Source organism: Anaerosporomusa subterranea (assembly GCF_001611555.1).
Classification (GTDB): domain Bacteria; phylum Bacillota; class Negativicutes; order Sporomusales; family Acetonemataceae; genus Anaerosporomusa; species Anaerosporomusa subterranea.
In genome coordinates, this window is the sequence record NZ_LSGP01000028.1 from 102,963 (window position 1) to 127,132 (window position 24,170).

Annotated in this window: 21 protein-coding genes and 1 riboswitch; of the genes, 20 read left to right on the forward strand and 1 reads right to left on the reverse strand. The window is 43.7% G+C overall.

All coding sequences use genetic code 11. From position 1 onward, the window contains the following. Nucleotides 1-95 precede the first annotated feature (95 nt). From AXX12_RS18455 to AXX12_RS18490, 7 genes are all read left to right on the forward strand, one after another. Nucleotides 96-611, forward strand: a complete 516-nt coding sequence (locus AXX12_RS18455; protein WP_066245907.1) for a TRAP transporter small permease — start codon at nt 96-98, stop codon at nt 609-611. 21 nt (nt 612-632) lie between these two features. After that, entirely contained in the window at nt 633-1,916 is a 1,284-nt protein-coding gene (locus AXX12_RS18460; protein ID WP_066245909.1) for a TRAP transporter large permease, read from the forward strand. 51 nt (nt 1,917-1,967) lie between these two features. Beyond that, nucleotides 1,968-3,731 (forward strand): thiamine pyrophosphate-binding protein, encoded by a 1,764-nt coding sequence (locus tag AXX12_RS18465; RefSeq protein ID WP_066245912.1) that lies wholly within the window; start codon nt 1,968-1,970, stop codon nt 3,729-3,731. Between the two features lie 237 nt (nt 3,732-3,968). Beyond that, nucleotides 3,969-4,808 (forward strand): MetQ/NlpA family ABC transporter substrate-binding protein, encoded by an 840-nt coding sequence (locus AXX12_RS18470; RefSeq protein WP_066245915.1) that lies wholly within the window; start codon nt 3,969-3,971, stop codon nt 4,806-4,808. Nucleotides 4,809-5,078: 270 nt separating this feature from the next. Beyond that, nucleotides 5,079-6,083, forward strand: coding sequence for a methionine ABC transporter ATP-binding protein (locus AXX12_RS18480; RefSeq protein WP_066245973.1), 1,005 nt, complete (start codon nt 5,079-5,081; stop codon nt 6,081-6,083). Continuing rightward, the gene (locus tag AXX12_RS18485) at nt 6,083-6,754 is read left to right on the forward strand and encodes a methionine ABC transporter permease (protein ID WP_066245921.1); all 672 of its coding nucleotides are present in this window, start codon (nt 6,083-6,085) and stop codon (nt 6,752-6,754) included. Before AXX12_RS18480 ends, AXX12_RS18485 begins: the two co-directional genes overlap by 1 nt. A gap of 15 nt (nt 6,755-6,769) precedes the next feature. Then, a complete protein-coding gene (locus tag AXX12_RS18490; protein WP_197470789.1) occupies nt 6,770-7,558 on the forward strand; it encodes a DUF169 domain-containing protein in 789 nt (262 codons plus the stop codon). Nucleotides 7,559-7,765: 207 nt separating this feature from the next. On the opposite strand, the gene pdxR is transcribed toward AXX12_RS18490, so the two are convergent. Next, nucleotides 7,766-9,277 carry a MocR-like pyridoxine biosynthesis transcription factor PdxR gene (pdxR, locus tag AXX12_RS18495; RefSeq protein WP_066245924.1) on the reverse strand — a complete coding sequence of 504 codons (1,512 nt, stop codon included), beginning with the start codon at nt 9,275-9,277 and terminating at the stop codon, nt 7,766-7,768. A 143-nt stretch (nt 9,278-9,420) separates the two neighbouring features. On the opposite strand from pdxR, the gene AXX12_RS18500 reads away from it, so the two are divergent. The 13 genes from AXX12_RS18500 (at nt 9,421) to AXX12_RS18560 (ending at nt 24,163) form a co-directional block, all read left to right on the forward strand. After that, the gene (locus tag AXX12_RS18500; protein ID WP_066245925.1) at nt 9,421-10,110 is read left to right on the forward strand and encodes an AzlC family ABC transporter permease; all 690 of its coding nucleotides are present in this window, start codon (nt 9,421-9,423) and stop codon (nt 10,108-10,110) included. Then, entirely contained in the window at nt 10,097-10,423 is a 327-nt protein-coding gene (locus AXX12_RS18505) for an AzlD domain-containing protein (protein ID WP_231881954.1), read from the forward strand. Before AXX12_RS18500 ends, AXX12_RS18505 begins: the two co-directional genes overlap by 14 nt. A gap of 635 nt (nt 10,424-11,058) precedes the next feature. Then, on the forward strand, nt 11,059-11,886 hold the full coding sequence (locus AXX12_RS18510; protein WP_066245927.1) for an epoxyqueuosine reductase: 828 nt from the start codon (nt 11,059-11,061) through the stop codon (nt 11,884-11,886). 94 nt (nt 11,887-11,980) lie between these two features. Further along, nucleotides 11,981-13,102 (forward strand): trans-sulfuration enzyme family protein, encoded by a 1,122-nt coding sequence (locus tag AXX12_RS18515; protein ID WP_066245929.1) that lies wholly within the window; start codon nt 11,981-11,983, stop codon nt 13,100-13,102. A 53-nt stretch (nt 13,103-13,155) separates the two neighbouring features. Then, nucleotides 13,156-14,331: a M20 metallopeptidase family protein gene (locus AXX12_RS18520; RefSeq protein WP_066245931.1), complete on the forward strand. Its 1,176-nt coding sequence runs from the start codon at nt 13,156-13,158 to the stop codon at nt 14,329-14,331. A gap of 59 nt (nt 14,332-14,390) precedes the next feature. Continuing rightward, complete coding sequence (locus AXX12_RS18525) at nt 14,391-15,209, forward strand: MetQ/NlpA family ABC transporter substrate-binding protein (protein ID WP_066245932.1); 819 nt, start codon at nt 14,391-14,393, stop codon at nt 15,207-15,209. Nucleotides 15,210-15,630: 421 nt separating this feature from the next. Then, nucleotides 15,631-16,863 (forward strand): aminopeptidase, encoded by a 1,233-nt coding sequence (locus AXX12_RS18530; RefSeq protein WP_066245934.1) that lies wholly within the window; start codon nt 15,631-15,633, stop codon nt 16,861-16,863. A 244-nt stretch (nt 16,864-17,107) separates the two neighbouring features. Next, nucleotides 17,108-17,380, forward strand: coding sequence for a hypothetical protein (locus AXX12_RS18535; RefSeq protein ID WP_231881955.1), 273 nt, complete (start codon nt 17,108-17,110; stop codon nt 17,378-17,380). 222 nt (nt 17,381-17,602) lie between these two features. Continuing rightward, nucleotides 17,603-18,073 (forward strand): hypothetical protein, encoded by a 471-nt coding sequence (locus AXX12_RS18540; RefSeq protein WP_066245938.1) that lies wholly within the window; start codon nt 17,603-17,605, stop codon nt 18,071-18,073. A 306-nt stretch (nt 18,074-18,379) separates the two neighbouring features. Further along, nucleotides 18,380-20,839 (forward strand): bifunctional diguanylate cyclase/phosphodiesterase, encoded by a 2,460-nt coding sequence (locus tag AXX12_RS18545; RefSeq protein ID WP_066245939.1) that lies wholly within the window; start codon nt 18,380-18,382, stop codon nt 20,837-20,839. 240 nt (nt 20,840-21,079) lie between these two features. Then, nucleotides 21,080-21,559 (forward strand): YbaK/EbsC family protein, encoded by a 480-nt coding sequence (locus AXX12_RS18550; protein ID WP_066245940.1) that lies wholly within the window; start codon nt 21,080-21,082, stop codon nt 21,557-21,559. A 120-nt stretch (nt 21,560-21,679) separates the two neighbouring features. Then, a riboswitch (SAM riboswitch) is annotated at nt 21,680-21,780 on the forward strand. Between the two features lie 190 nt (nt 21,781-21,970). Beyond that, on the forward strand, nt 21,971-22,807 hold the full coding sequence (locus AXX12_RS18555; protein ID WP_066245942.1) for a MetQ/NlpA family ABC transporter substrate-binding protein: 837 nt from the start codon (nt 21,971-21,973) through the stop codon (nt 22,805-22,807). A gap of 81 nt (nt 22,808-22,888) precedes the next feature. Beyond that, nucleotides 22,889-24,163 carry a nickel-dependent lactate racemase family protein gene (locus AXX12_RS18560; protein WP_066245943.1) on the forward strand — a complete coding sequence of 425 codons (1,275 nt, stop codon included), beginning with the start codon at nt 22,889-22,891 and terminating at the stop codon, nt 24,161-24,163. Nucleotides 24,164-24,170: the final 7 nt, after the last annotated feature.

Here is a 24,170-nt window from a genome sequence, read left to right on the forward strand (position 1 = left end):
CATAACCCTTCTTAAGAATTTTTATCTCCATGAATTCTTGAATTAAATTATTTTTAAATAAATGTAAAATCTTAGTGAGAGGGAACTTGAACAATATGAAGAAAATGGAAAAAATTGAGTCGCTTTTTGGCAACATGATGGCGGCATGTCTATCGCTGATGGGTATTCTAGTCTTTGCCAATGTTGTAATGCGGTATTTTTTTAATTCAGGGATTCCCTGGGGCGAGGAACTTGCCCGGTTCCTATTTGTCTGGGTTATTTTTTTGGGATCTATCAACGCTTTGCGTAAGAATAATCATCTAGGCTTTAGTTCACTTGTACAGGTAATGCCAACAATAATTAAAAAGATTTGTTATCTTGCTAGCTGTATTTTAATGATTGTTTGTTTATGGCAACTCTTTGAGGGAAGTATCGAGATGACTCTTATGACTGTAGATAGTTTGGCGCCAGCAACTGGAATTCCCATGGCCTTTATGTACGGCGTTGGTATCATAACCAGTGTTAGTATGTCCATTATCGTTTGTTACAACCTTTATCGTGCCTTGTTTGTCAAAGGTGCTATTGACCAGCTGGTAGTGATGAAGGAATCTGAAGACGAAGTAAAACTGTAAACAGTTAAAGGAGAACATATAATGACAGTAGCAATATTTATCGGCTCATTGTGTGGCGCCATGGCTCTTGGTATGCCGATCGCTTTTGCCCTGCTGGTATGCGGTATGGCTTTAATGTTGCATCTTGGCCTATTTGACCCTCGTATATTGACACAAAATTTGATCATTGGTGCTGATAATTTTGCGCTAATGGCCATTCCTTTCTTTATTCTTGTCGGCGAGCTGATGAATGCCGGTGGAATTTCTAAACGAATTATTAACTTTGGCATAGCGCTTGTTGGTCATATTCGCGGTGGCTTGGGATTTGTAGCCATTTTAACGGCCTTTATCTTCGCCGGTTTGTCCGGTTCGGCTATTGCTGATACGGCAGCGCTTGCCGCTATTATGGTACCGATGATGGCTGATGCCGGTTACACAAAAAGCGGTTCAGCAGCCTTGATTGGTGCAGGCTCGATTGTTGCGCCCATTTTGCCGCCAAGTATTCAGTTTATTATCTTTGGTTCAATCAGTGGCGTGTCTGTTATGAAACTGTTTATGGCTGGTATTGTACCAGGTGTAGTTATCGCGGTGAGTCTGGCGATTGCCTGGGGGTATATGGCTCGCAAGCGAGACGTAAAAGTATTTCCCCGCAAATCGTTTAAAGAAATTCTTATTGCGGTTAAAGATGCTAGCTGGGCATTGTTTTTACCGATTTTGATCATTGTCTGTATCAAGGGCGGTGTGGTTACACCTACAGAAGCAGCTGTCGGTGCTGTTGCGTACACCTTGTTTCTTTGCTTTGTTGTCTATCGCACTGTTACGGTAAAACAATTATGGAGTGCTATTATATCGACATGTGAAACCACCAGTGTTATCCTGTTTCTTATCGCTGCGGCGATGGTGTCATCCTGGCTGATTGCGGCTGCTAATATTCCGCAAATGGTTACTGAGATGCTTTCAGGATATACGGAAAACCAATTGATGCTCATGGTAGTTATTAATATTTTAGTGTTTGTTGTAGGTACCGCTATGGACATAACGCCTACTGTGCTGATTTTAACACCAGTATTAATGCCGCTGATTATTAAGGCAGGAATTGATCCGGTTTATTTTGGTGTGGTATTTATTTTGAACAATGCTATCGGTCTGATAACGCCGCCTGTAGGTACGGTGCTTAATGCCGCCTGCGGTGCCGGTAAGGTGTCGATGGATGATTTGATGAAAGACATTATGCCATATTTACTGGTTGAGGTAGTAGTGCTTATTCTGCTTATACTCTTCCCGCAAATCGTTCTCGTTCCGATGAAATACCTGATCGGCGGCTGATTTTGATTATGAGGAGTGCTTAAAAGCTAAACTAAAACAGGAGGCGTAAGCATGAAAGATATAGTAGCCAATCAACTGATTAAGTACCTGGAAAACAGGGGTATCAAACATATCTTTGGCTTGTGCGGACACACCAACATTGCTTTTCTAGCTGCACTATCCAAAAGTGAAAAAATCAGATTCATTAATGTCAGGCATGAACAAATTGCCTCACATGCCGCAGACGGCTATGCCCGTGTCACCAAAAAGGCCTCAGTCGTACTGAGCCATTTAGGACCAGGACTGACCAATGCGGCCACTGGGGTAGCTAACGCAGCTCTTGACTCCATTCCGATGGTAGTTATCGCCGGTGATGTGCCGAGCCACTACTACGGCAAACACCCTCATCAGGAAGTTAATCTCCATGCAGATGGCGACCAGTGGGAAATCTACCGTCCCTTTGTAAAACGTGCCTGGCGGGTAGACAATGCAGAACTGCTGCCAGAAATCATGGAAAAGGCCTTCGCCCTGGCGGAATCAGGCCGGCCGGGACCTGTGCTTGTCGATGTGCCAATGGATATGTTCTCAAAAGAAATCGATTCCGCCATATTTGAAAAACTGAATCAGAATGCCAAAACTATGTATAAACCATCGATTGATGATGAATTAGCCGAAAAAATTGTGAAAACCTTAGCAGAAGCCAAAAATCCGGTCATTCATGTTGGCGGCGGCGTGATACTAGCCGATGCAACCAAAGAATTGCAGGAATTTGTTGTCCATATGGGTATACCTGTCAGCCATTCCCTGATGGGTAAGGGCACATTGCCGGATGATCATCCGCTGGTGCTTGGCATGACCGGCTTCTGGGGTACCCAATTTATCAATGATAAATGCAAAGCAGCCGATTATATTTTAGGACTTGGCACCAGCTTCAAAGAGGCCGACTGCAGTTCCTGGTATCCTGAATATACTTTCAATTTCCCGCCAACCAAATTAATTCATATTGATATCGATCCGAGTGAACTGGGGCGTAACTATCCGGTAGAAATCGGAGCAGTGGCAGACCTTAAGAATGCCTTAAGGGTATTAAACCGTGTTGCTAAGCGATTGTATCCCCAGGCTAGACAGAACCAGGCCTTAAAAGATGAGATCGCCGCCAATAGAAAGGCCTTCAAGGCCAGCAATAAAGAAGTGGAAGAAAGCAATCAATTTCCCATGAGCCCGCAGCGCATCTTGGCTGATTTGCGTGACGTATTACCGCGCAATGCCATCATCACCACCGACGTGGGCTGGAACAAAAACGGTGTAGGCCAGCAGTTCCCGATTTACGAACCGGGCTCCATTTTGACGCCGGGCGGATTTGCCACTATGGGCTTTGGTTCACCGGCAGCCTTAGGGGCAAAAGTTGCTGCGCCTGACAGAGTAGTAGTATCCCTCATCGGTGACGGCGGATTCGGTCAAAACCCTGCCGTATTAGCAACCGCCGCTATAGAAAATATTCCGGCAATCTTTGTCATCATGAACAACCATGCTTTTGGTACCATTGCTGGTTTGGAAAAAGCGCATTTTGATACCACCTTTGGTACCATATTTGAAAAGGACGGCAAAACCTATTCGCCTGACTTTGCAGCCATTGCCAGAGCTTACGGCGTAGAAGGCATCACCATCAACAAGGCGGAAGAATTCAAACCGGCCATGGAAAAGGCTATCGCTATGAACAAACCTGTCGTGATCGATGCCTGGATGGTTAATAATCCTGTACCTACAGCGGGGCACTGGAACATCATGGACATTTACTCTCCTGGAAAAAAGGTACATCATGTAAGTACTAACTGAGCTTTGATCTAAAAACATGGCGCAACGCCTCAGCTTTTGCTTTACGCAGAAGCTGGGGCTTCCTTTTTTCTCCACACTGATTAGTTCAGCTGCAGTTTTCCATATTTATTGGTATTGATATAATCGATATTAGCTATAAAATTTAGTTATGACATCTAAAATAATTTTGGTATAATTAATTTTAGTAATTCAAACAAAAAAACGTTATCATGTTCAGTCAAAAGAGGGGGATTTTCTTTGTTGAAAAAGTTTACTAAGGTATTATCATTGTTTATAATTCTTGGTTTGGTCTTCACGCTTGTTGGTTGTTTTGGAACGAAGCAAACGAGCCAATCCAATCCGCCGTCTGCGCCAACCAATTCAAAATCCATTAAGTTGGGTACCCTGATTACCTTACAGCCTTTTATGGTTGTTCTGAAGGATGAGCTTGCTAAAAAGGGGTACAATGTGGAACTCGTTCTGTTTGATGCCAACAATATGCCGGCTACTGCAACAAAAGACGGGAATCTCGATGGTTTCGTCCATAATCATCTTCCTTGGATTAAAGCCTTTAACCAACAAAATAATTCAAAACTTGAAATGATCCAGCCTTACCTGTTCTATTATCGCACCGCGATGTATTCTTCAAAGTATAAAAGTATCGAGGAGTTTCCAAAAGGTGTTCAAATCGCCATCCCAAACGATCCCAGCAATATTGAAACCAGCTTGTTGATGCTTCAGCAACTGAATTTGATTACCTTAGGGGAGAAAAAAGAAAAGTTTTACACGATTCTCGATATTAAGGATAATCCGAAGCAAATCAAATTCCTAGAGACTGAGATTTCAACAACGGCAAGAAGCATCAAGGATGCAGGAGCAGTGATTTGTCCTGCAATCCGCATCAAGCAAGCAGGAATTGACCCGAATTCTTTCCTTGCCGAAGATAAAACGACGGTAAACTTCCCGGTAGGATTAACAATTGATGCGAAAAATGCCCAAGCACCCTGGGTCAAGGATGCCATGGACATCCTGAAATCCGACAGTATGAAAGCAAAATTTAACGAGCTTTACAATGGAGCTCTGGTTCTGTTCAAATAATCCTGAGGCAATCTTAATACGTGTTCTGAGAAAAGTAAAAAGCAGCAAGTATTTGTTGCTCCGGCTGTTGAGAAACCTCGTTCCCAGAGCGTTCAGAAATGTCCAGATGCTAGGAAGGCCCGCCGCCCCAGCAGTGACGCGTACTAGAGGGTACGCTAGCAATGGGGAGGCGGGCCTAACGACGCAGATGGGCGTTTATCAACGCTCTGAACAGCAAGTATTTGTTGCTTTTGCTTTTTTCTGTGAGAAGCAAAGAAAAGGATGATCAAATTGATCTCGATTACGCACTTGAAAAAAAGCTTTGCTAAACAGATTGTGCTTAATGATATTAATCTTCAGATTGGCAAAGGAAAAATCTACGGATTGGTCGGGCGCAGCGGAGCGGGGAAATCTACACTGCTCCGTTGTATCAACGGCTTGGAAAGCTATGACGAAGGATCGCTGACAGTCGATGGAATTGAAGTCAGCTCGTTATCGGCAAAGGCAGCGCGAGAATTCAAAAGGGATATCGGTATGATCTTTCAACAGTTCTCTCTTCTAAGCCGCATGAATGTGTACGAGAATATCGCTTTACCCATGAAATGCTGGAAATACAATAAGGCTCACATTGATAGAAAAGTCAAAGAGCTTGTGGAATTAGTGGGTATTCCAGATAAAATCAACGCCTTTCCTGCAGAACTGTCCGGGGGACAGAAGCAGCGGGTTGCCATTGCACGTGCCCTTTCAATGAATCCGAGAATATTGCTGTGCGATGAAGCCACCTCCGCACTGGATCCGCAAACAGCCAACTCCATTATTGCGCTGCTTGATGCAATTAATAAACAGTTGGGAATTACTATTGTCGTTGTTACTCATCAAATGTCTGTACTCAGGCGTTCTTGTGAAGAAATTTCGATCCTGGAAAACGGCGAAATTGCCGAAAGCGGAAGCGTGGAAGAAATTTTTTTGCGACAGCCTAAGGCACTGATCAATCTGATCGGTAGGAAAGATCAGATATTACCTCATAAAGGGGTAAATATAAAAATTACCCTATCTCAGGAGGTCGCCCAGAAACCCCTTATTACAGAGATGGCCCGGAATTTGCAAACCGACTTTCTGATCATGGGATGGGAAATGGAGCGTTTTCGTGACGGTATGCTTGGTTCGATAACCATCAATGTAACGGATGCAGACTGCACAAGGGTCACCGAGTTTTTGAACGCCCATCAGGTACCCTGGAAATTATTATTACCCCTTGAATATGCAGATCAAGCCTTGCCTGAGGAGGAAGATTGATGTTCGATAGTGCATTTTGGACAAATCTTTGGCGCTATTTTGATGGAATCATTGGTCCTTCCATATTTTCAACGCTGCGCATGCTCATAGCTACGATGATCCTAGCCTTCGTTTTTGGGTTTATATTGGCTGTTGCGCTATACCTCACTCATCGGGATGGACTGAAACCGAACAAAACAATCTATCGTGTTCTCGATTTTTTCGTCAATGCCATTCGTTCTTTTCCTATCATTATCCTCATTGTCGCCATATCCCCAATTACCCGCGCAGTTGTCGGGACAACGATTGGCGAACAGGCGGCTATTCTGCCATTAACCCTCGCCGCGACTCCGTTTTTGGCGCGGATATTGGAAAATGCCTTCCTACAAGTGGACCGGCAACTGATTGAGGCGGCCCGTTCCTTCGGTGCTTCAGATAGCCAAATCATTTTCAGAGTTATTGTGAAGGAAGCGGTTCCTTCAATCGTTTCTGGTACTACACTCGCAACGGTTACTTATCTTTCAGCGACAACAATGGCCGGGGCAGTCGGAGCCGGTGGTTTAGGCGCCGTAGCGCTGAATTACGGTTATCAAAGCTTTAATGATATGGTGCTCTATACAGCGGTCATCATCCTTTTAATTTTAGTCTATATCATTCAGATTACCGGCGACTATTTGTACAGAAGAATATGATTTTTGAGAGCTGAGGTGAGTATCTTGAATAGGGAAGCGTTTAGAGAACGCATCATCAGGCTGAACTGCGCTTTGGATTTAGAGAGAAAGGCTGTTGGGATTAAGTTTCTCCATACGAAGGAGGATTATCATTTCGCCGATGCGAAGCCAGTGACGGTTCCGATCAATTATTGCGTCATGGTTCGCTTGGCGACGCAAGGCAAGGCATTGAAAGCGGACGGGAATAATCTTGCTTGTCTGGCCGGAGCCAGGGCCTTGGGGCTAAAAGAGATTGATGCTTACCATAGATCAGGTCAAAACGGAAAAAAACTTGGGCTGTATCACGACATGCCCACCGCGAAGCGGGCTCGAGATGGAATGAGTTACTGTGACCATCAAGCCTTCGGCATCATGGTCAAGCCATTGGAAGATTATGATAGCGAGCCAGATGTTGTGATTATAGTTTCCCACCCCTATAACATCATGAGAATTGTACAGGGATATTCTTATTACAGCGGAATACAGTCGGCGTTTAAAATGACTGGCAACCAAGCGATCTGCTCTGAGTCGACGGCTTATCCCTATTTAAGCAATGATATTAATGTTTCCTTGCTTTGTATTGGTACACGGCATAAAGCCGGATGGAGTGATCAGGAGCTTGCTGTTGGTTTTCCTATTAGCCTCTTCCGTAAAATCGTTGACGGTGTTATGAATACGGTCAATATTATGGATAACAATCAAAAAAAAGAGATCATTGAAAGGAAACTTCTCGAAAACGAAATTGATGATCTCGAAATTAAATATGATTATAATTATTATCGCTAGGGAGAAGCATATCTAGAAGAAATAATAAGACGGTTCTTTTGTTACCTGCGCAGAAACACAGGGATAGGGTTTATGTTTTAGGCTTTTGCTAAAACAACGCCCCTGTCCCTGTGTTTCTTAATGTAGTTTTTTTCATACGGGTAATTATAAAAAAGTTATAGGATTATTACAAATAGTTAATTTAACAAGGCAAAGGAAAACGCATCACTAAATGAGGGGGCGGCCAGCTGTTCCTGAGGGAAATGTAGCGTTAGCAGTACCTGACTTGAAAATTTTTGCTAGTCGTCGAATACCTTCGTTTAAGCGATCCTCGCCGAGTGTCGCAAAGCAGAGTCGGATATGGTGACTTTCGGTATTGTTAAGATAGAATGCTTCGCCAGGTACAAAAGTGACGCCTGCAGCAGCGGAACGGCGAAGGAGTTCAACTGGAGATGCGGGGGGACGAACGTTGCACCAAAGATAGAAGCCGCCTTCTGGCAATTCAAAATCCAAATGGGTGCTACAGTATTGCCGGATAGCTCCCGCAAGTGTATCGCGACGTTTTTTATATTCTCTTCGGACAAACGATAGATGATCTGCTAGGTAATGATCCGCTAGGCAAGTATGAAGAATTATTTGGGAAAGGTTATTGCTGTGGAGATCAACATACTGTTTTTCCTGAGCCAATCGATTAATGACTTGAGGCGCGGCAGTTACCCAGCCGGTTCGCAGCCCGGGGAAAAGGATTTTGGAGAATGTCCCCAGATAAATTACTCCGCCATAGGTGTCAAGACTCTTGAGCGAAGGTGGAGGCTGTTGTCCGTAATATAGCTGACTATATGGGTCATCTTCCACAATGGCGAGGCGGTAGCGAGCGGCAAGGCGGATTAACTCCTGACGATGGTGAAGAGGCATGACCTGCCCTGTGGGATTTTGGAAGGTGGGGATCGTATAAAAGAGCTTAGGACGATAGCGTATTAGATAGTCCTCAAGCGCTCCTAAATCAAGGCTGCTAGACTGGGGCAGGCATAAAACGCGGGCTCCGGCGGCTTCTAGCACCTGAATGGCTCCAAGATATGTAGGTGACTCCACGATAACATAATCTCTCGGCTCTACGAAGGCCTTAACAATGAGATAGAGTCCTTGCTGTGAGCCGGACACAATAAGAATATTATCAGGGGCGGCGTGAATTCCTTGGGAGTTTTGCCAGGTTGCCAAGGAGCGTCTGAACGGTGGATATCCTTCGATCGGTATGTAGCCGAAGTCCGCTGCATCTAAGCCGTGGTTGCCATCAACAAGGGCTTTTTCAATAATTTTAAGGTCATAAAGGGCTGGGTCTGGCATGCCTGCGGCAAAAGAAATCGTTTCATCAGCCGTTGGGGTAGCGACCAACGAGCGAAGTAAAGAAGATAATGGCGATTTATAGTGGGGGCTAAACAACTGTTCCCATGGCATATCGTTGGCTTGCTGATCAGTGACGTTCAAATTTGCCACATAGGTTCCGCTACCGATCCGTGTTGATACTAACCCGCGTTCTTCCAATAACCGATAGGCATTGATTATCGTTGTGCGACTTACCTCAAGCAGGCTGGCGAGTTCGCGTTCCGGCAGTAATTTGGTGCCAACTGGAAGTGTACACTCTTTAATTTTGGCTGCTAAGCTATTAGCGATTTGCAAATAGATGGGTGCTGACGCTTTTGGGTCAATCCGAACACCACTTAGCATTTTGGTAATATCCATTTATCTTATTCTCCTTAGAAAAGAGCAATTGGTATTCTTTTATTGATATATTGGATATTTACAATTGTATTCCTGCCGACTATGATAATGAAAACACGATAAATTTATCCATACTTAAAGCAAGCTGGACGGAGGGAAAATCAATGAAAACAAAAGAATTCTTCGAAGGAATTAAAGACACCCTTCCCATCATGGTGGGGGTGTTTCCGTTTGGGCTTGCTTATGGCATCGTAGCTCAATCCATCGGACTTACTCCCGGAGAGACGCTATTAATGTCGCTGTTGGTCTTTGCTGGGGCAGCCCAGTTTATCAGCCTACCCATGTTTGCGGAAGGGGCTGGGATGGCAATGATTGCTCTAACCGCTTTGCTGATCAATCTTCGTCATCTGTTAATGGGGATGTCTCTTGCTCCCTATATGAATGGGTTATCATTGCCTCAGAAAGCTCTCCTCACATTTGGTATGGCTGACGAAACCTATGCGGTAACGATTAGCCGTGCACAAGCAATTGGCTATAGTGCCGCCTACCAGCTGGGAAGTAATGTGACTGGCTATGTTACTTGGGCATTGTCAACAGCTGGCGGAATACTTCTCGGTAGCCGCATCAGTGATCCACTCTCGTGGGGGCTTGATTTTGCCATGCCGGCAACCTTTTTGGCCTTATTAATTCCGCGTCTTACTGACAAACTTAACATACTGGTATGTCTGGTTGCAGCCGGGGTTAGCATAATCGCGGCGGTTGCTATCCCTGGAAAGTGGTATATCATTATTGCCTGCTTGAGCGCGGCTGTGGCTGGCGGGATTTTGGAGGGGTCTGAAAATGATGAGAACTGAAGTTGTTATCACTATTGTTGCTATGGCTGTTGCTACTTTCTTTACGCGTTTTACTAGCCCTGCGATTTTGGGAGGTGCAGGCATCTCCCCCCGTCTTAAACGATTTTTGAAGCATGTACCAACGGCGATACTTACTGCTCTAATTGCTCCGACACTCTTCGCGCCACACGGTTACATTGAATTTTCAACAGGTAATAGCTATCTTATTGCCGGCACAATAGCAGCGCTTTTGGCCTATTTTCGTCAACCTCCCCTGGTGACCATGGGGGGCGGTATGGCCACCATGCTAGCAATACGCAGCTTTGGGATTTGATCTGTCCGAACTTAAAAATTCGCCGTTTGACCCGATACGGAGAACCGTATCATTGGTCACGGTGCAAACTGGCCTCAACTCTTGTGTAATGCGGGAGTTGAGGCCTTTCTTTTTTGTGTGCTCCAGGGCTTAGGAGGTAGCTGCCCTGCTTCACAACACGATATTGCCGATGATGGAAATGGGATGGATATATATATAACCTACATCGGTTTTTTGACTTGAAAAACTCACAAAGCAAAAAAACTAATAGGGGAAAAGGGTTTAGGAGCGAAGACTTACTTTAGCAGCGATCATTACAGTGATAACTCAAGCTGCGAGCGGAAAACAATATCGCGCTGTAGTGGAAGAACCGTGGAAAAAACCATCTCACAACATACAGCCTCAGTTAAAAAGTCGTTGACGATCATTTAGATGATATGCTAAACTACATTTAATTTTATAAGTACCTTATAGAAAGAGTAATTACTCTTTCTATGAAAAGAATATATATTTACTAGTCGATCAGAAGACTGAAGGCTAGGGTAGAGCAACATTCTACCCTAGCCTTTTTTATTGTTTGGGAGATGAAGCACATCTCTTCTTAGGCTATGATCCGTATACTGGGATTCAAAATAGGAAGGTAAGGAGATTTTAACATGGAGATTACAAAAACACAGATCGTAGAATATGCACGAGGACTGGGTGCTACCTTGGTAGGGATTACCCCAGCATCGCGTTGGGACGAATATGACGAGGTGGAGGACCCTTATCGTCCGGCATCCATTTGGCCGGAAACCAAATCAGTTATCGTTTTAGGGGTACCTGTTCTGCTGCCGATCTTAGAGTCAACGCCATCAATCAACTATGTGGAACTGTATGATACAAGCAATGTTCTTCTTGACCAGATAGCCTATCGGCTTGCAGTTTATTTAACGGAAAACGGTCATGGGTCCATCTTTCTGCCGCGAGATGCTTACGGTGATATTGAAATTCTAGTACGAAAGCCTTTTGCGGCATTTAGTCATGTTTTTGCAGGAAAGTATGCTGGTCTCGGTACTATTGGCTACAGCCATGTATTGCTTAACAAGAAGTATGGGCCTCGTGTTCGATATGTCTCTGTTTTTACGAATTTAGAGCTGGAACCTGATCTGGTTATAAAAAAAGAATTGTGCATAAAGTGCTGTGTGTGTCAAAAATTGTGTCCCTCCCAGGCATTTATAACACGCGACGATCAAATTATTGCCAAAATGAATAAAAAGGCTTGTGCTAAGCATCATGCCCAATTACGAAAAGAGCACCGCTATCCATGCGGTATCTGTATCAAGGTATGCCCGGTTGGTGAAGATCGTGAAATATTTAATTCCAAAGACATCAAAGTCTATTTGGAAGAAAAGGAGGCTATTTGCCGAAATCCGGATGATCCCCGGTACAAACGATGGGTGCACCTTCGTAAACATGGCTCTAATGGAGACAGACTATTCTAAAGATCTTATATCGATATAAGCTACGTGTTAAGCCGTTGACCCCCTGACCTTAATAGGGCGGTGTCTGATTGCTAACGAGATAAGGAGATTGATTATGAAAATTGAAACACGAGCCATTCATCTAGGGCACGAGATTGATCCCGGTACAGGAGCCATCGCTCCACCCATTTATCTGACAACTACTTACGAGCGAGATGCTGATGGTACATATCCTCGAGGCCATGTTTACAGCCGGTTAAGCAACCCCAATCGACAAAGCTTGGAGAAAGCCATTGCCGGGCTAGAGGGTGGCACTGTGGCAGCGACCTTTTCTTCCGGACTTGCCGCGATCATGTCGCTGTTTCAGTCATTGTCGGCCGGAGATCATGTTATCGCATCGCAGGACCTCTATCATGGCACCACCAAAATATTAAAAGAAATTTTCGGTCCCTGGAATCTAGAGGCATCTTTCGTGGATACAACAGTGGAGTCAGAAGTCGCTCAAGCTGTCAGGGGAAATACCAAGTTGGTTTTTTTGGAAACACCGTCTAATCCGACTTTGAAGATTACAGATATTAAAGCGATTTCTGGTATTGCTCATTCGGTAGGCGCTCATTGCGTATGCGACAATACTTGGGCTACACCGATATTGCAGCGCCCCCTCGAACTTGGAGCCGATCTTGTCATTCATTCTACTACTAAGTATTTTGGTGGGCATAGTGATGTGCTTGGCGGGGCGGTAGTCGGCAAAACAGATGATACTTTCTTTCAAAGACTGAGGCTCATACAGCAAATTGGTGGGGCAGTGCCATCGCCGTTTGATTGTTGGCTGGTATCGCGAGGTCTACAGACACTACCTTGCAGGATTCGCAACCACTCAGAGAACGCCTTGAAAATTGCTGAATTTCTGAATCAACATCCCCGAGTAGAGCGTGTTTATTATCCAGGATTGCCCGGACATCCCGGTTATAAAATTGCACGGCAACAGATGAGCATGTTCGGAGGGATGCTGTCTTTCCAAGTGCTGGGCGACCAGAAAAGCGCTCTTGCAGTAACCGGTCGAGTGAAAATCATAGCCAGGGCTACCAGTCTTGGTGGAGTAGAAAGCCTAATCGAACATCGATCTTCTATCGAAGGGCCAGAGAGTACTACTCCGAATAATTTGCTGCGTTTTTCCGTAGGTTTGGAAAATGTTGAGGACTTGATTGCTGATCTGGAGCAGGCATTAGCTCTTTGATTGAAGTGCGGCACCAGAATGTCGCAGACATGGTGGAGGTGGTGGAAATATAAATGGATTTTTTGCAACAGGCTCAAGTATTGTTGCCTTCGCTTATTGCTATTCGACGTCAATTACACATGTTTCCCGAGCTCAGTTGGCAGGAAGTAAAGACGACGCAAACGATCGCTGAGTTTTTGCATCAGCTTGGACTCGAAGTGGTTACATGGGAAGGGGAAACCGGTTTGGTTGCCATTCTGCAAGGCGATCAACAAGGAGCAACGGTTGCCTTGCGGGCAGATATTGACGCATTGCCTATTGATGAAAAAAATGATATTTGCTATCGATCTAAAAACACTGGAGTCATGCATGCTTGCGGTCATGATGCTCATGTTGCCTGCGCTCTAGGGGCAGCGGCGATCTTGGTTAAGCAAAAGCATTTAATCAAAGGGACCATAAAGTTTATCTTCCAGCCCGCTGAGGAGATTGGCGGCGGTGCAAGCCAAATGATCAAACGGGGAGTGCTCACGTATCCCGAGGTTGGCGCAATTTTCGCATTGCACAGTCAGCCTGAACTGCCGACCGGAACGATTGGATTGAAGTCTGGGCCGGTTATGGCTGCTAATGACCCACTTTTCATAACAATTACCGGCAAGGGAGGACATGGCGCACTGCCTCAGCAGACTCGAGACCCGATCATAGTCGCGGCTGCGATTATTCAGGCATTACAGACGATAATTTCTCGGCAAATAGATCCTCTTGCAGCAGCAGTTATTTCGTTCGGCACTATTGCCGGAGGGTCGGCCTCCAACATCATTCCTGAATGTGTGGAGATGACAGGTATCTTGCGGACTATCGATCCGGAGTTGCGAGCTAAATTACGCAATCGGATAAAAGAGATTGTGGAGCAAGTTGCGAAAACTTGGGAAACTGAAGCAACAGTGCGGTTTGAAAAGGGATACCCGGCAGTCATTAATCCTGTAGATCTGGTGTCCTTCTGCCAGAAATCTCTGCAGGCGGTTATACATAACAACAAGATTGTTGCCCCGATGCCAGTCATGGTGACAGAAGATTTTTCGGAATTTCAAGAACAGGTGCCTGGCGCTTTACTGTGGTTAGGTGTTGGCAAGCCGGCTGAGGGAGCAACTAGATTGTTACATAATCCTCATTTTGATATTGACGAAAGCGCTCTTGCGTATGGGTCTGCCGTTTTTGCACAGCTGGCCTTCGATTACTTAGACCAAGCATGACAAACTTATGCATAGAAAAGTGTAATTAAAATTACATAATATAAAACGGAGGGGAAAAAATGACTAAGAATTATAAAATGATCACACACTTTTTATTGTTGACCCTAGCCTTTCTTTTGTTGTCTGGCTGCAGTAGTAATGCGACTAAACCGGTTGAGCAAACTGCCATCAAGGTAGGGGTTACTGCTGGACCACATGCGGAAATTATGGAAGTAGTCAAGAAAATCGCCGAAAAAGATGGTTTGAGAATCCAGATAATCGAATTTAGTGATTATATGACGCCGAATATTTCCTTAAATCAAGGGGAAATTGATGCAAATAGCTACCAACATCAACCATGGCTAGATAATCAAATTAAAGACCGCAAATACGAATTGGTCTCCATAGCTAAAACCGCTATTTTTCCAATGGGAATTTATTCGAATAAGGTTAAGAATATTAACGAGGTCCGGTCAGGAACTCTTGTCGCTATTCCTAACGATCCTACTAATGCCGGGAGAGCACTCGCGCTTCTGGAAAAGGGCGGTCTCATTACATTGAAACCAGGAGTCGGTATTAAAGCAACGCTGACTGACATAACTAGCAACCCAAAGGGAATTAAAATTAAAGAACTGGATGCCGCTCAAATTCCACGATCTTTAGAGGATGTCGATATTGCTGCCATCAATACCAACTATGCGATAGTGGCCGGATTGGTGCCAACAAAGGATTCTCTTCTTATTGAAGACGGTAATTCTCCCTTTGCCAATCTGCTAGTTGTCCGTATGAAGGATAAAGATAAACCGGTCTTTCAAAAGCTAATTAAAGCTTATCAGTCGGAGGAAGTAAAACAATACATACAGGAGCATTTCAAAGGATCGGCTATCCCAGCCTGGTAATTTTGCACAAATGATGCACCGTAATAAATAGAAGAGATACTATGAGTGCTTTAGCTAATATCTTGATGATTACCTCATTCAACTGTATAATTTTCTTGGACAAGTTTGCAGTGCTCCTTTCGGTAAATGGTGTGTGGTGACTTCATTTTACCTTTGGACTGCAAACTTGTCCTCTTTTTCCCTTAATTCAATTTGCGGAATTTATTATACCTTATCTTTCTCTTGTCAAGAAAAACAAAATTGGCCGTTAGAGATGATACGGAGAACCATATCATTGGTAACTGCGAAAAATAGGCGTCACCCTTTCGGGGACACCTGCTTGTTGGCACGTGGGAGTAATTAACAGGCAGGAATCCTACTAAGAGTAGCGGAGAAAATATATAATAGATCAAACAGTATCGATTACGAAAGGAGCTTTTTAATGAATAATGAGCTTTTACTCGAAAAGTATGCCCGCCTGATAGTAAATACAGGGGTGAATTTGCAGCAAGGCCAGACACTGGTTATTACCTCCCCGATTGAGTGTGCCGCTTTTGCCAGGATGATAGCCGAGCAGGCTTTTACAAGCGGGGCACGCGATGTTGTGATGAAATGGAAAGATGAATTATTTTCTAAGCTAAGATATCTTAAGGCGCCTGAAGCAGTTTTTAATGAGTTCCCTGATTGGGAAAAAGAGTTTTATATGACTCATGTCCGGCAGGGGGCAGCTTTTGTCAGTATAGCAGCATCTGACCCTGAATTGCTTAAGGATGTGCAGCCGGAGCGAGTAAGCAAGGCGCAAAAAGCCAGCAACACAGCGTTGAAGGAATACCGCGAACGGCTTATGAGCAACAAAAATGTTTGGTGTGTTGTTTCTATACCAACCAAGGCATGGGCGAAAAAGGTATTTCCGGATGTAGATGAGCAGGCTGCCATTGCCAAGCTGTGGGAGGCAATATTTAGAACGGTCAGGGTTGATGCGGTTGATCCTGTTTCTGCCTGGGAAGAACATAAAAGCAAGCTAAAACAACATATGGATTTTCTCAATTCTTCACGCTTTAAGTTCTTACGTTATAGTAACTCGCTTGGGACAAATTTAGAGATTGAACTTCCGGAAAACCATATTTGGCTTGGTGGTTCAGAATATACGCCTGAGGGTATAGAGTTTATCGCTAACATGCCGACCGAAGAGGTATTTACTTTGCCGAAAAAGACAGGCATTAACGGTACGGTATTTAGCTCTAAACCCTTAAACTATAATGGCAACTTAATTGATAAGTTTTCAATAACTTTTAAAGCTGGTAAAATTGTAGATTTCCAGGCCGAAAAAGGCTATGAAGTACTCAAGAAACTCGTTGAAACGGATGAGGGCTCATGCTATCTTGGCGAAGTAGCGCTGGTGCCGTTCGATTCACCGATATCAAATGCAAATATTCTGTTCTATAACACCTTGTTTGATGAAAATGCCTCCTGTCACCTGGCAATAGGTAAAGCCTACCCCGTCTGCATTAAGGGCGGCGAAACCATGACTAAACAAGAAATGGAAGAGTTTGGCGTTAACGACTCGCTTGTTCATGAAGACTTTATGATTGGTACGCAAGACCTTGAAATTATTGGTATTACCGCTAGCGGAGAAGAAATAACGGTGTTTAAGCAAGGTAGCTTTGCTAAATAGCATGTAGTGCCGCTGAGCGGTGTAGCAGAATATTGAGGAGAATCTCAGCGAAGTGCGGAAGCACTCGCTGAATAAATAAAATTGTATAAGATTTACACATGACATTGAAAATGATTATCAATAATGTTAAACTATAAAGGTTATACTAAACAATAGGAACTTCGTTCTTGTGTTCTTAACAAAAATATATGAGGAAGTGTTGAAAATGTGTACTTCATGTGATACAACGTTCAAAATATTTTCAGTGGAAATTGATACAAAAGAGCCTGTTAATACAAATATGGAATTGTATAAAGAAATAGCTCATAGATTGTTTCAGAATAAGGTCATTTCAAATATTAACATTGGTAATAATAGAGCCTATAATGTTGATGGTAGACAACTGTTTGGGTTCGAACTTCATTTGGGTAACAAAAATAACCCTCTTACCGTAACCCTTGCGAATGTTGAAAATGCGCTGAATGGTATTCTAGATAACTTTGAAGATTATTATGAAATGAAGATCAAACTTAATTAATTGTTTTAATAGCTAATAGCTAAAGCATCTTTCGGGATGCTTTTTTATTGCATTTTATGTATAACAGCATAGGGTGTGAAAAGCGATTTATTAAGCGAGTCTTGGCGGCGGTATTAACAGTCAATGCCGAATTTTTGTTTACTGCTTAAAAGGAAATAGCATTTGATAAGAAGAAAATAACAGTAGCAGCAAATCTGCTAGCAGAAAAGTGGGTGTATTACGATGATAATCAAACATGATGACATGATACGCAGACAGGCTAAACCGTGTACTGTTACGTGGAAGCAATTTTGTGAGAGTTATGAGCAGATTCCTATGCAGAATAGTGATTTTGAGGATTACCTTAAAACCTATGCCATAAAATGGCGTTTTAAGCAAAATTTGAGCATGGAGGATTTTGTACGGATTAATAGTGCACAACCCTGGTTGGAAGACTGGAATTCAGAAGATGTTCAGGCATTCCGCGATAGTTTGACGGCCGATAGGGTATCGTTTGTAGAAGGCATTGAATATCTGACCATGGAAGGCGCAGTACTTTCTGCAGATTTATGGCGTGTAGACGGAATGCTGCTTCTGGCCGAGCGCACCCGGAAATATGACTTACTTACGGAAATTCGTCCGATGGAAAATGTACAGGATGAGTACCCACAGTGTATCCTGATGGCATGGATGCACCAATTCCGTTTTATATAAAACGGTATGTTAGTTATGAGTAGTGAGTTACTGCTTCGATAAATTGGGAAATCGCCGTCAGACAGTTGATTTTCGTAGTGATACGCAACTGCTACGGCGATATTTTTATCTAAATGCCTTATCAAGCGTTATTTCTACTCGTATTTCGTATTCGACGTAAGACCCATTAAAGAGAGCCGTATCCCGTTATGTTGAATTTTAGCAGGGATTGTCAGTTTGAAAATAGAAAATAGCCATAACTTACATTCAGAGTGATGGCTATTTTATTTATATAAGTCATAAACGGAAAATGGAAAGAGGAACATCATGTTCGGTTTGATTCGTCATCAACTGACCGCGATTATTTGTTTTTTGATCATTCTTACGCTTGCCTCGGTTTTGATGATTAGTTATTTCCTGGTTTCCTCCGATTATGAAAAGAAAATGCACTATAATAATGCAGCTATGGCCGAGAACTTAGCAGCTAATATTGTTCAGTTTATGGGGAACGCTTATTCCGTTAACGAGCTTGTAGCGGAGTATCCGGATATCCATAATCTTGCTCCCGAAAAACAACGCACAATCTTAATCGATACTACAAAACGATTTCCGTTTTTTCAGCTGCTGATTTTGCATAAACTTAACGGGGACCAAACAGCTCGAACTAGTGGCGAGTTGGCCAATCGAGCAAACCGTTGGTGGTTCAAAAAGTTCATGGCCGAAAAACAGCCATTTATCAGCAAAACCTATTATTCGGTAGCGTCTGATTCTCCCATCACGACTATTCTGCATGGAATATACACTGATGGCACGCTAAGCGGCTTGCTCATGGCCGATATTGAAACAGGCACATTGCAGCAGATGGTGGAACGATTCAGCTCTGGGGAGGGCAGCTATGCCTATCTTTTAGATGGACAGGGGGTAGTCGTTGCTCATCCTGACAGAAATCAGGTTGCTGAACTTTACAACTATAGCACAATGAAAAAAAGTGTGTTATTACAAGATAAGAATGGCTATATGTTGAAAGATGAAAAGGGTAATGAGATCACTCGGGAAATTGATTTTAAGATCGATTCTTCTTTGCAGGCTATCGTCGCTAAGGTTATGGCAGGCGAGATAGGGGTAGGAGAATATACAGAACTAAACGGAGAGAAAAATATCTGCGCATACAGATCCATTCCCCTACCTGGAGCATCTGACCCTTGGAGTTTGATTGTGGTGCAAAAGAAAAGTACCGCGCTAGCGTTCATGGAAGATGTGACTATCAAGATCGTTTTTGTCGGGCTGGGGGTACTAGTGCTCTCGGCATTACTGACATTTTGGTTTTCTCGTCGATTAACCAACCCGTTAGTCGAAATGGTTAATGCCACTAACCAAATTAAAGAAGGCAATTTGGCAGTACGCCTTGATAGTACTTCTTCTAATGAAATTGGTGTATTGGCGATGAATTTTAATCAGATGGTTTCTGAATTGCGACAGCATCAGGAGAGCTTGGAGAATTTAGCCTTTCATGATGCACTAACTGGACTGCCCAATAGGGCACGTTTAAACTTACTGCTTGAAGAAGAAATGGCTAAGGCGCGTTGCGGTCAAGCAAGCGGGATTCTCTTGTTTATCGATATGGATGACCTCAAATCGGTCAACGACAATTTTGGGCATACCTTTGGCGATAAAGTTATTATCGAAGCTGGCAAGCATATTATTAATGCTGTCGGTGAACAGGCGTTGGTGGCTCGTATTGGAGGAGATGAATTTGTCGTTGTTCTGTCTGGAGAAGCCACCAGGGAGAGAGCAAGCCAAATCGCCGAACAAGCAATTCAGGAACTCTGCCGAGAGTATGAAGTCTCTGATGAACACTTTCAAATGTCAGCAAGTATTGGCGTTGTCATCTATCCTGAAGATGGTGATAGAGGCGAGGATCTCTTGAAGAAAGCCGATAGTGCGATGTATGCCGCCAAGCAAGCGGGCAGAAACTGCTGGCATTTTTATGAAGCATTCATGTTGCAAGATACTTATGAAAAGATGATGCTAACAAACGGTTTGCGTCGTGCTTTAGAGCGTGAGGAATTGTTCTTACATTATCAGCCGCAGTTTACGATGACGGGTGATATTGTCGGATTTGAGGCGCTGCTCCGCTGGAATAGCGCTGAATTTGGTTTGGTGTCGCCAGACCGATTTATCCCCTTAGCTGAGCAAAGCGGACTAATCTTGCCGATTGGGAAATGGGTACTTCAAGAAGCTTGCCGGTTTGCGCGGCGATTGGCTGATATGGAAAAAGAGAATGTTCATATTGCGGTTAATATATCACCGCGTCAGCTGATAGCGGATGACTTTGTAGACACTGTTTGTGACACGATTAAGAAGGCGGGTATAAAACCGGGACAAATCGAATTTGAGATTACAGAGAGTGCATTGATCGAATCGATGGAAGATAGTGCTATTAAACTGGAAGAGTTGCGACATATGGGAGTGACGCTTGCCTTAGATGATTTTGGTACAGGATACTCCTCGTTAACATACTTAATGAGCTTGCCGGTAGGGACATTGAAGATTGATAAATCCTTTATGGACAAGATTACCGATGGAAGAGAACAGTTGCAACTGGTGGGATCCATTATTAATTTGGGACATACTTTGGGTTTGGTCATCGTTGCTGAAGGAGTGGAAACTGAAAATCAGCTTGAGCTGCTACTGAAGATTGGCTGTGATCACATTCAAGGATATGTTTTTAGTCAGCCTATTCCGGAGGAAGAAGCTATCACGTTTATTTTTCCAAGGATTATATAAGAAGTAGCGTCTACATATTGAGAAGGTATAAGACGATACCAATAAAGTTGAGCTTTGGATCGCGTACTTTTGTTTGACTGCAAGCCAGGATGGCAATTACTATTAGGAAAAAGAAAGATTGCCGAAAGCGCTACGCCGGCGGCTTGAGTGATATTCATTGCTTCGAGCCGTTCGAGAAATAAAGAAGACCCGCAGGAAACCTTTTTCGTTTGCTCGTGGGGTTCAAGGAGAGTAATAAAAATGGCAATTGAAGCTGTAAAAGATTATTTTGCACAGCAAGGTAGAGCAAATGATGTTATGGAGTTTGAAGTCTCAAGTGCAACGGTAGAGCTTGCAGCACAGGCGTTGCAGGTTATTGCGGCTCGCATTGCAAAGACACTTTCCTTTAAGAATGAAAATGGATGCATTCTAGTTGTGACCGCCGGCGATGCAAAAGTGGATAATAGAAAGTTTAAGGATCAATTTGGAATCAAAGCAAAGATGTTAACCCCAGATGAGGTTCTTGAATTCACCGGTCATGCAGTAGGCGGTGTTTGTCCTTTTGCCATCAAGACTTCTAAGGTGAAGACATATGTTGACGTTTCAATAAAGCGGTTTGATACTGTTTTTCCAGCCTGCGGTAGTAGTAATTCGGCTATAGAGCTAACAAGCGATGAATTATATCAATATGCGCAAGGGTTGATGTGGGTCGACGTCTGCAAAGATTGGGTTGCATCGTGAAAAGTTTCGTGGTGACGATGTCGTTAGGCTTAGCCCAAAAGTAGACTGACGGTAATTGCCAGCCTAAACATATTGACAACGACATTTGAAGCTGATATTATATTAGCAATCGAATATTGACTCTTATCAAGAGTGGTCGAGGGACTGGCCCGATGACACCCGGCAACCGGCAGAAATGCAGAGGTGCTAAATCCAGCAGGAGAAATCCTGGAAGATGAGAGGGAACACAATGCGTGTTTTACCCCTCTCATCGAGAGGGGCTTTTTATTGCTCCGGGCAAAGGTTAAGGTGTCAAAGTGGATGCATACACTCTGGGACCTCCAGGCCACTCGCTAGTCGATATATTGAGAAAGTAGATTTTACATCAGTGGTGAAAGGTATTCAATTTTATCATTTTTAGGAGGTTATTTCATGAACAAGTTCACAAAAGCAATTGCACTTCTTATGACAACTCTTTTTCTACTCCTAGCGGTCGGCTGCGGCAGTTCTGAAAAAGCAGCTGACAAAGCAGCTGACAAGGGCGGCGCTAAAACCAGTATCAAGGTCGGAACTACTGCCGGCCCCCATGCGCAAGTAATGGAAAAGGTTAAGGCCGAAGCGGAAAAACAGGGCCTTAAGGTCGAAATCGTTGAATTTAACGATTACATTCAGCCTAATGTGGCATTGGCACAGAAGGATCTCGATATTAACGTGTACCAGCACAAGCCATTCCTTGAAAGAGCCATGGCTGACAGACAGTATAAATTTGTCGCTACCGGTAAATCAATCATCCTTCCCATGGGCATATACTCCAAGAAGGTAAAAGCCATCGCTGACTTGAAGCCGAAAGCAACTATCGCTATTCCTAATGATCCTACTAACGGCGGCCGTGCTTTACTGCTGCTAGAAAAAGCCGGAGTTATTAAGCTCAAGCCGGGCGTAGGCGTGCATGCTACTGTCCTTGATATAGCGGAAAATCCGAAGAACTTCAAAATCATTGAAATTGAAGCTGCCCAGACCCCTCGATCCTTGGATGACGTGGATCTCGTCGCTATTAACACAAACTATGCACTTCCTGCCGGCCTTGTTCCTGCCAAAGACGCACTCTTAGTGGAAGACGGCAACTCTCCTTATGCTAACCTGATCGTGGTCAGAGCGGAAGATAAGGATAATCCTACTTATCAAAAATTCGCAAAGATTTATCAATCAGAGCCTATTAAACAATTTGTTCTCGATCATTTCAAAGGCACCATTCTCCCAAGCTGGTAAGAAAAAGTGGATAGACACTGAAATTGTGACCACAGTAGTACATAACAGTCTACTGTGGTCACTTCTTAAGGAGTAATAAGCATGGAAACTATTAAAATCCCCTATGGAAATGACACTAAAGAGTTCCGCGTGCCGAAGAAAAATATTGTTGGTGTGTATTCGCCAAAAGATTTTGAAGCAGTGCCTGATGTTCGCAGGGAAGTAGTCCGAGCTGTCAACCATCCGATTGGCACTAAAACTGTAAAGGAGCTTGCCCAAGGAGCTCAAAAAGTGGTATTGGTAGCAGATGATAACACAAGATTGACACCTACAGACAAGATTATTCCAATACTATTAGATGAGTTAAACGATGCTGGGGTTAAAGATGAGCAAATTACTGTCATTATTGCTCTAGGTACGCATCGTTTCATGACACAAGATGAAATCCTTTTAAAGTTTGGTGAAGAAGTAGTTCGCCGGGTAACGATTAAAAACCATGATTATAAGAATTTTGATCTGCTGGAGGATTTAGGGGAAACTTCGAATGGTACCAGAATTTTAGTTAATAAAGAAGTAGTTCAAGCAGATTTTAAGATTGGCATTGGCAGTATAGTGCCTCACATTGTTCCTGGATTTGCTGGTGGAGCTAAGATCGTTCAGCCAGGCATTTCAGGTGAGCAGACAACCGCCGGAACCCATCTTTTGAGCTTTCGGTCACCTCGCTTGAACCTGGGACTTCGTGAAAACCCGGTGCGTAATGAACTGAATAGCATTGCTAAAGCTGTTGGCTTGCATACGATCGTTAACACAGTGCTGAATCGGCATGGGGGAGCTGTGGGGGTTTTTTACGGTGATACAGTAGAAGCCTTTAATGCTGGCGTAGATCTAGCTGAAAAAGTATATTCCGTCGAGATCCCTGAGAAAGCGGATATCGTGGTGGCCGGCTCTTATCCGTGTGATTTGGAATTCTGGCAGGCGCACAAAGCATTGTACCCTGCTGATTTGGCTGTTAAAACGGGAGGAATTATTATACTCGCAACTCCTTGCCCTGAAGGCGTAGCCGTAATGCATGCAGATGCTTTAGAGATAACTAATAAGTCAATTGCTGCTATAGAGAATATGATCAGCAGAAAAGAAATCCAGGATGAAGTAGCAGCATCTGCGGTTATTGGATGGGCTAGGGTTAAGGAACATGCATCAGTCTATCTGGTGTCGGACGGCATTTGTGACGAAGATGCTATGAAATTAGGTTTTACACCATGCGTGTCTATCGATAAGGCATTGGAAAAAGCGTTTGTAGAAAAAGGCTGCGATGCCAAGGTTACTGTATTAACCCATGCTCCTGACATGCTGCCGGTCGTAAAGGGGACGAAGTAGAAGGTAT

Coding starts and splice junctions, on each gene's coding strand:
- AXX12_RS18455 (WP_066245907.1), top strand. CDS start 96: ATGAAGAAAATGGAAAAAATTGAGTCGCTTTTTGGCAACATGATGGCG.
- AXX12_RS18460 (WP_066245909.1), top strand. CDS start 633: ATGACAGTAGCAATATTTATCGGCTCATTGTGTGGCGCCATGGCTCTT.
- AXX12_RS18465 (WP_066245912.1), top strand. CDS start 1,968: ATGAAAGATATAGTAGCCAATCAACTGATTAAGTACCTGGAAAACAGG.
- AXX12_RS18485 (WP_066245921.1), top strand. CDS start 6,083: ATGTTCGATAGTGCATTTTGGACAAATCTTTGGCGCTATTTTGATGGA.
- pdxR (WP_066245924.1), bottom strand. CDS start 9,277: ATGGATATTACCAAAATGCTAAGTGGTGTTCGGATTGACCCAAAAGCG.
- AXX12_RS18500 (WP_066245925.1), top strand. CDS start 9,421: ATGAAAACAAAAGAATTCTTCGAAGGAATTAAAGACACCCTTCCCATC.
- AXX12_RS18505 (WP_231881954.1), top strand. CDS start 10,097: ATGATGAGAACTGAAGTTGTTATCACTATTGTTGCTATGGCTGTTGCT.
- AXX12_RS18510 (WP_066245927.1), top strand. CDS start 11,059: ATGGAGATTACAAAAACACAGATCGTAGAATATGCACGAGGACTGGGT.
- AXX12_RS18515 (WP_066245929.1), top strand. CDS start 11,981: ATGAAAATTGAAACACGAGCCATTCATCTAGGGCACGAGATTGATCCC.
- AXX12_RS18520 (WP_066245931.1), top strand. CDS start 13,156: ATGGATTTTTTGCAACAGGCTCAAGTATTGTTGCCTTCGCTTATTGCT.
- AXX12_RS18525 (WP_066245932.1), top strand. CDS start 14,391: ATGACTAAGAATTATAAAATGATCACACACTTTTTATTGTTGACCCTA.
- AXX12_RS18530 (WP_066245934.1), top strand. CDS start 15,631: ATGAATAATGAGCTTTTACTCGAAAAGTATGCCCGCCTGATAGTAAAT.
- AXX12_RS18540 (WP_066245938.1), top strand. CDS start 17,603: ATGATAATCAAACATGATGACATGATACGCAGACAGGCTAAACCGTGT.
- AXX12_RS18545 (WP_066245939.1), top strand. CDS start 18,380: ATGTTCGGTTTGATTCGTCATCAACTGACCGCGATTATTTGTTTTTTG.
- AXX12_RS18550 (WP_066245940.1), top strand. CDS start 21,080: ATGGCAATTGAAGCTGTAAAAGATTATTTTGCACAGCAAGGTAGAGCA.
- AXX12_RS18555 (WP_066245942.1), top strand. CDS start 21,971: ATGAACAAGTTCACAAAAGCAATTGCACTTCTTATGACAACTCTTTTT.
- AXX12_RS18560 (WP_066245943.1), top strand. CDS start 22,889: ATGGAAACTATTAAAATCCCCTATGGAAATGACACTAAAGAGTTCCGC.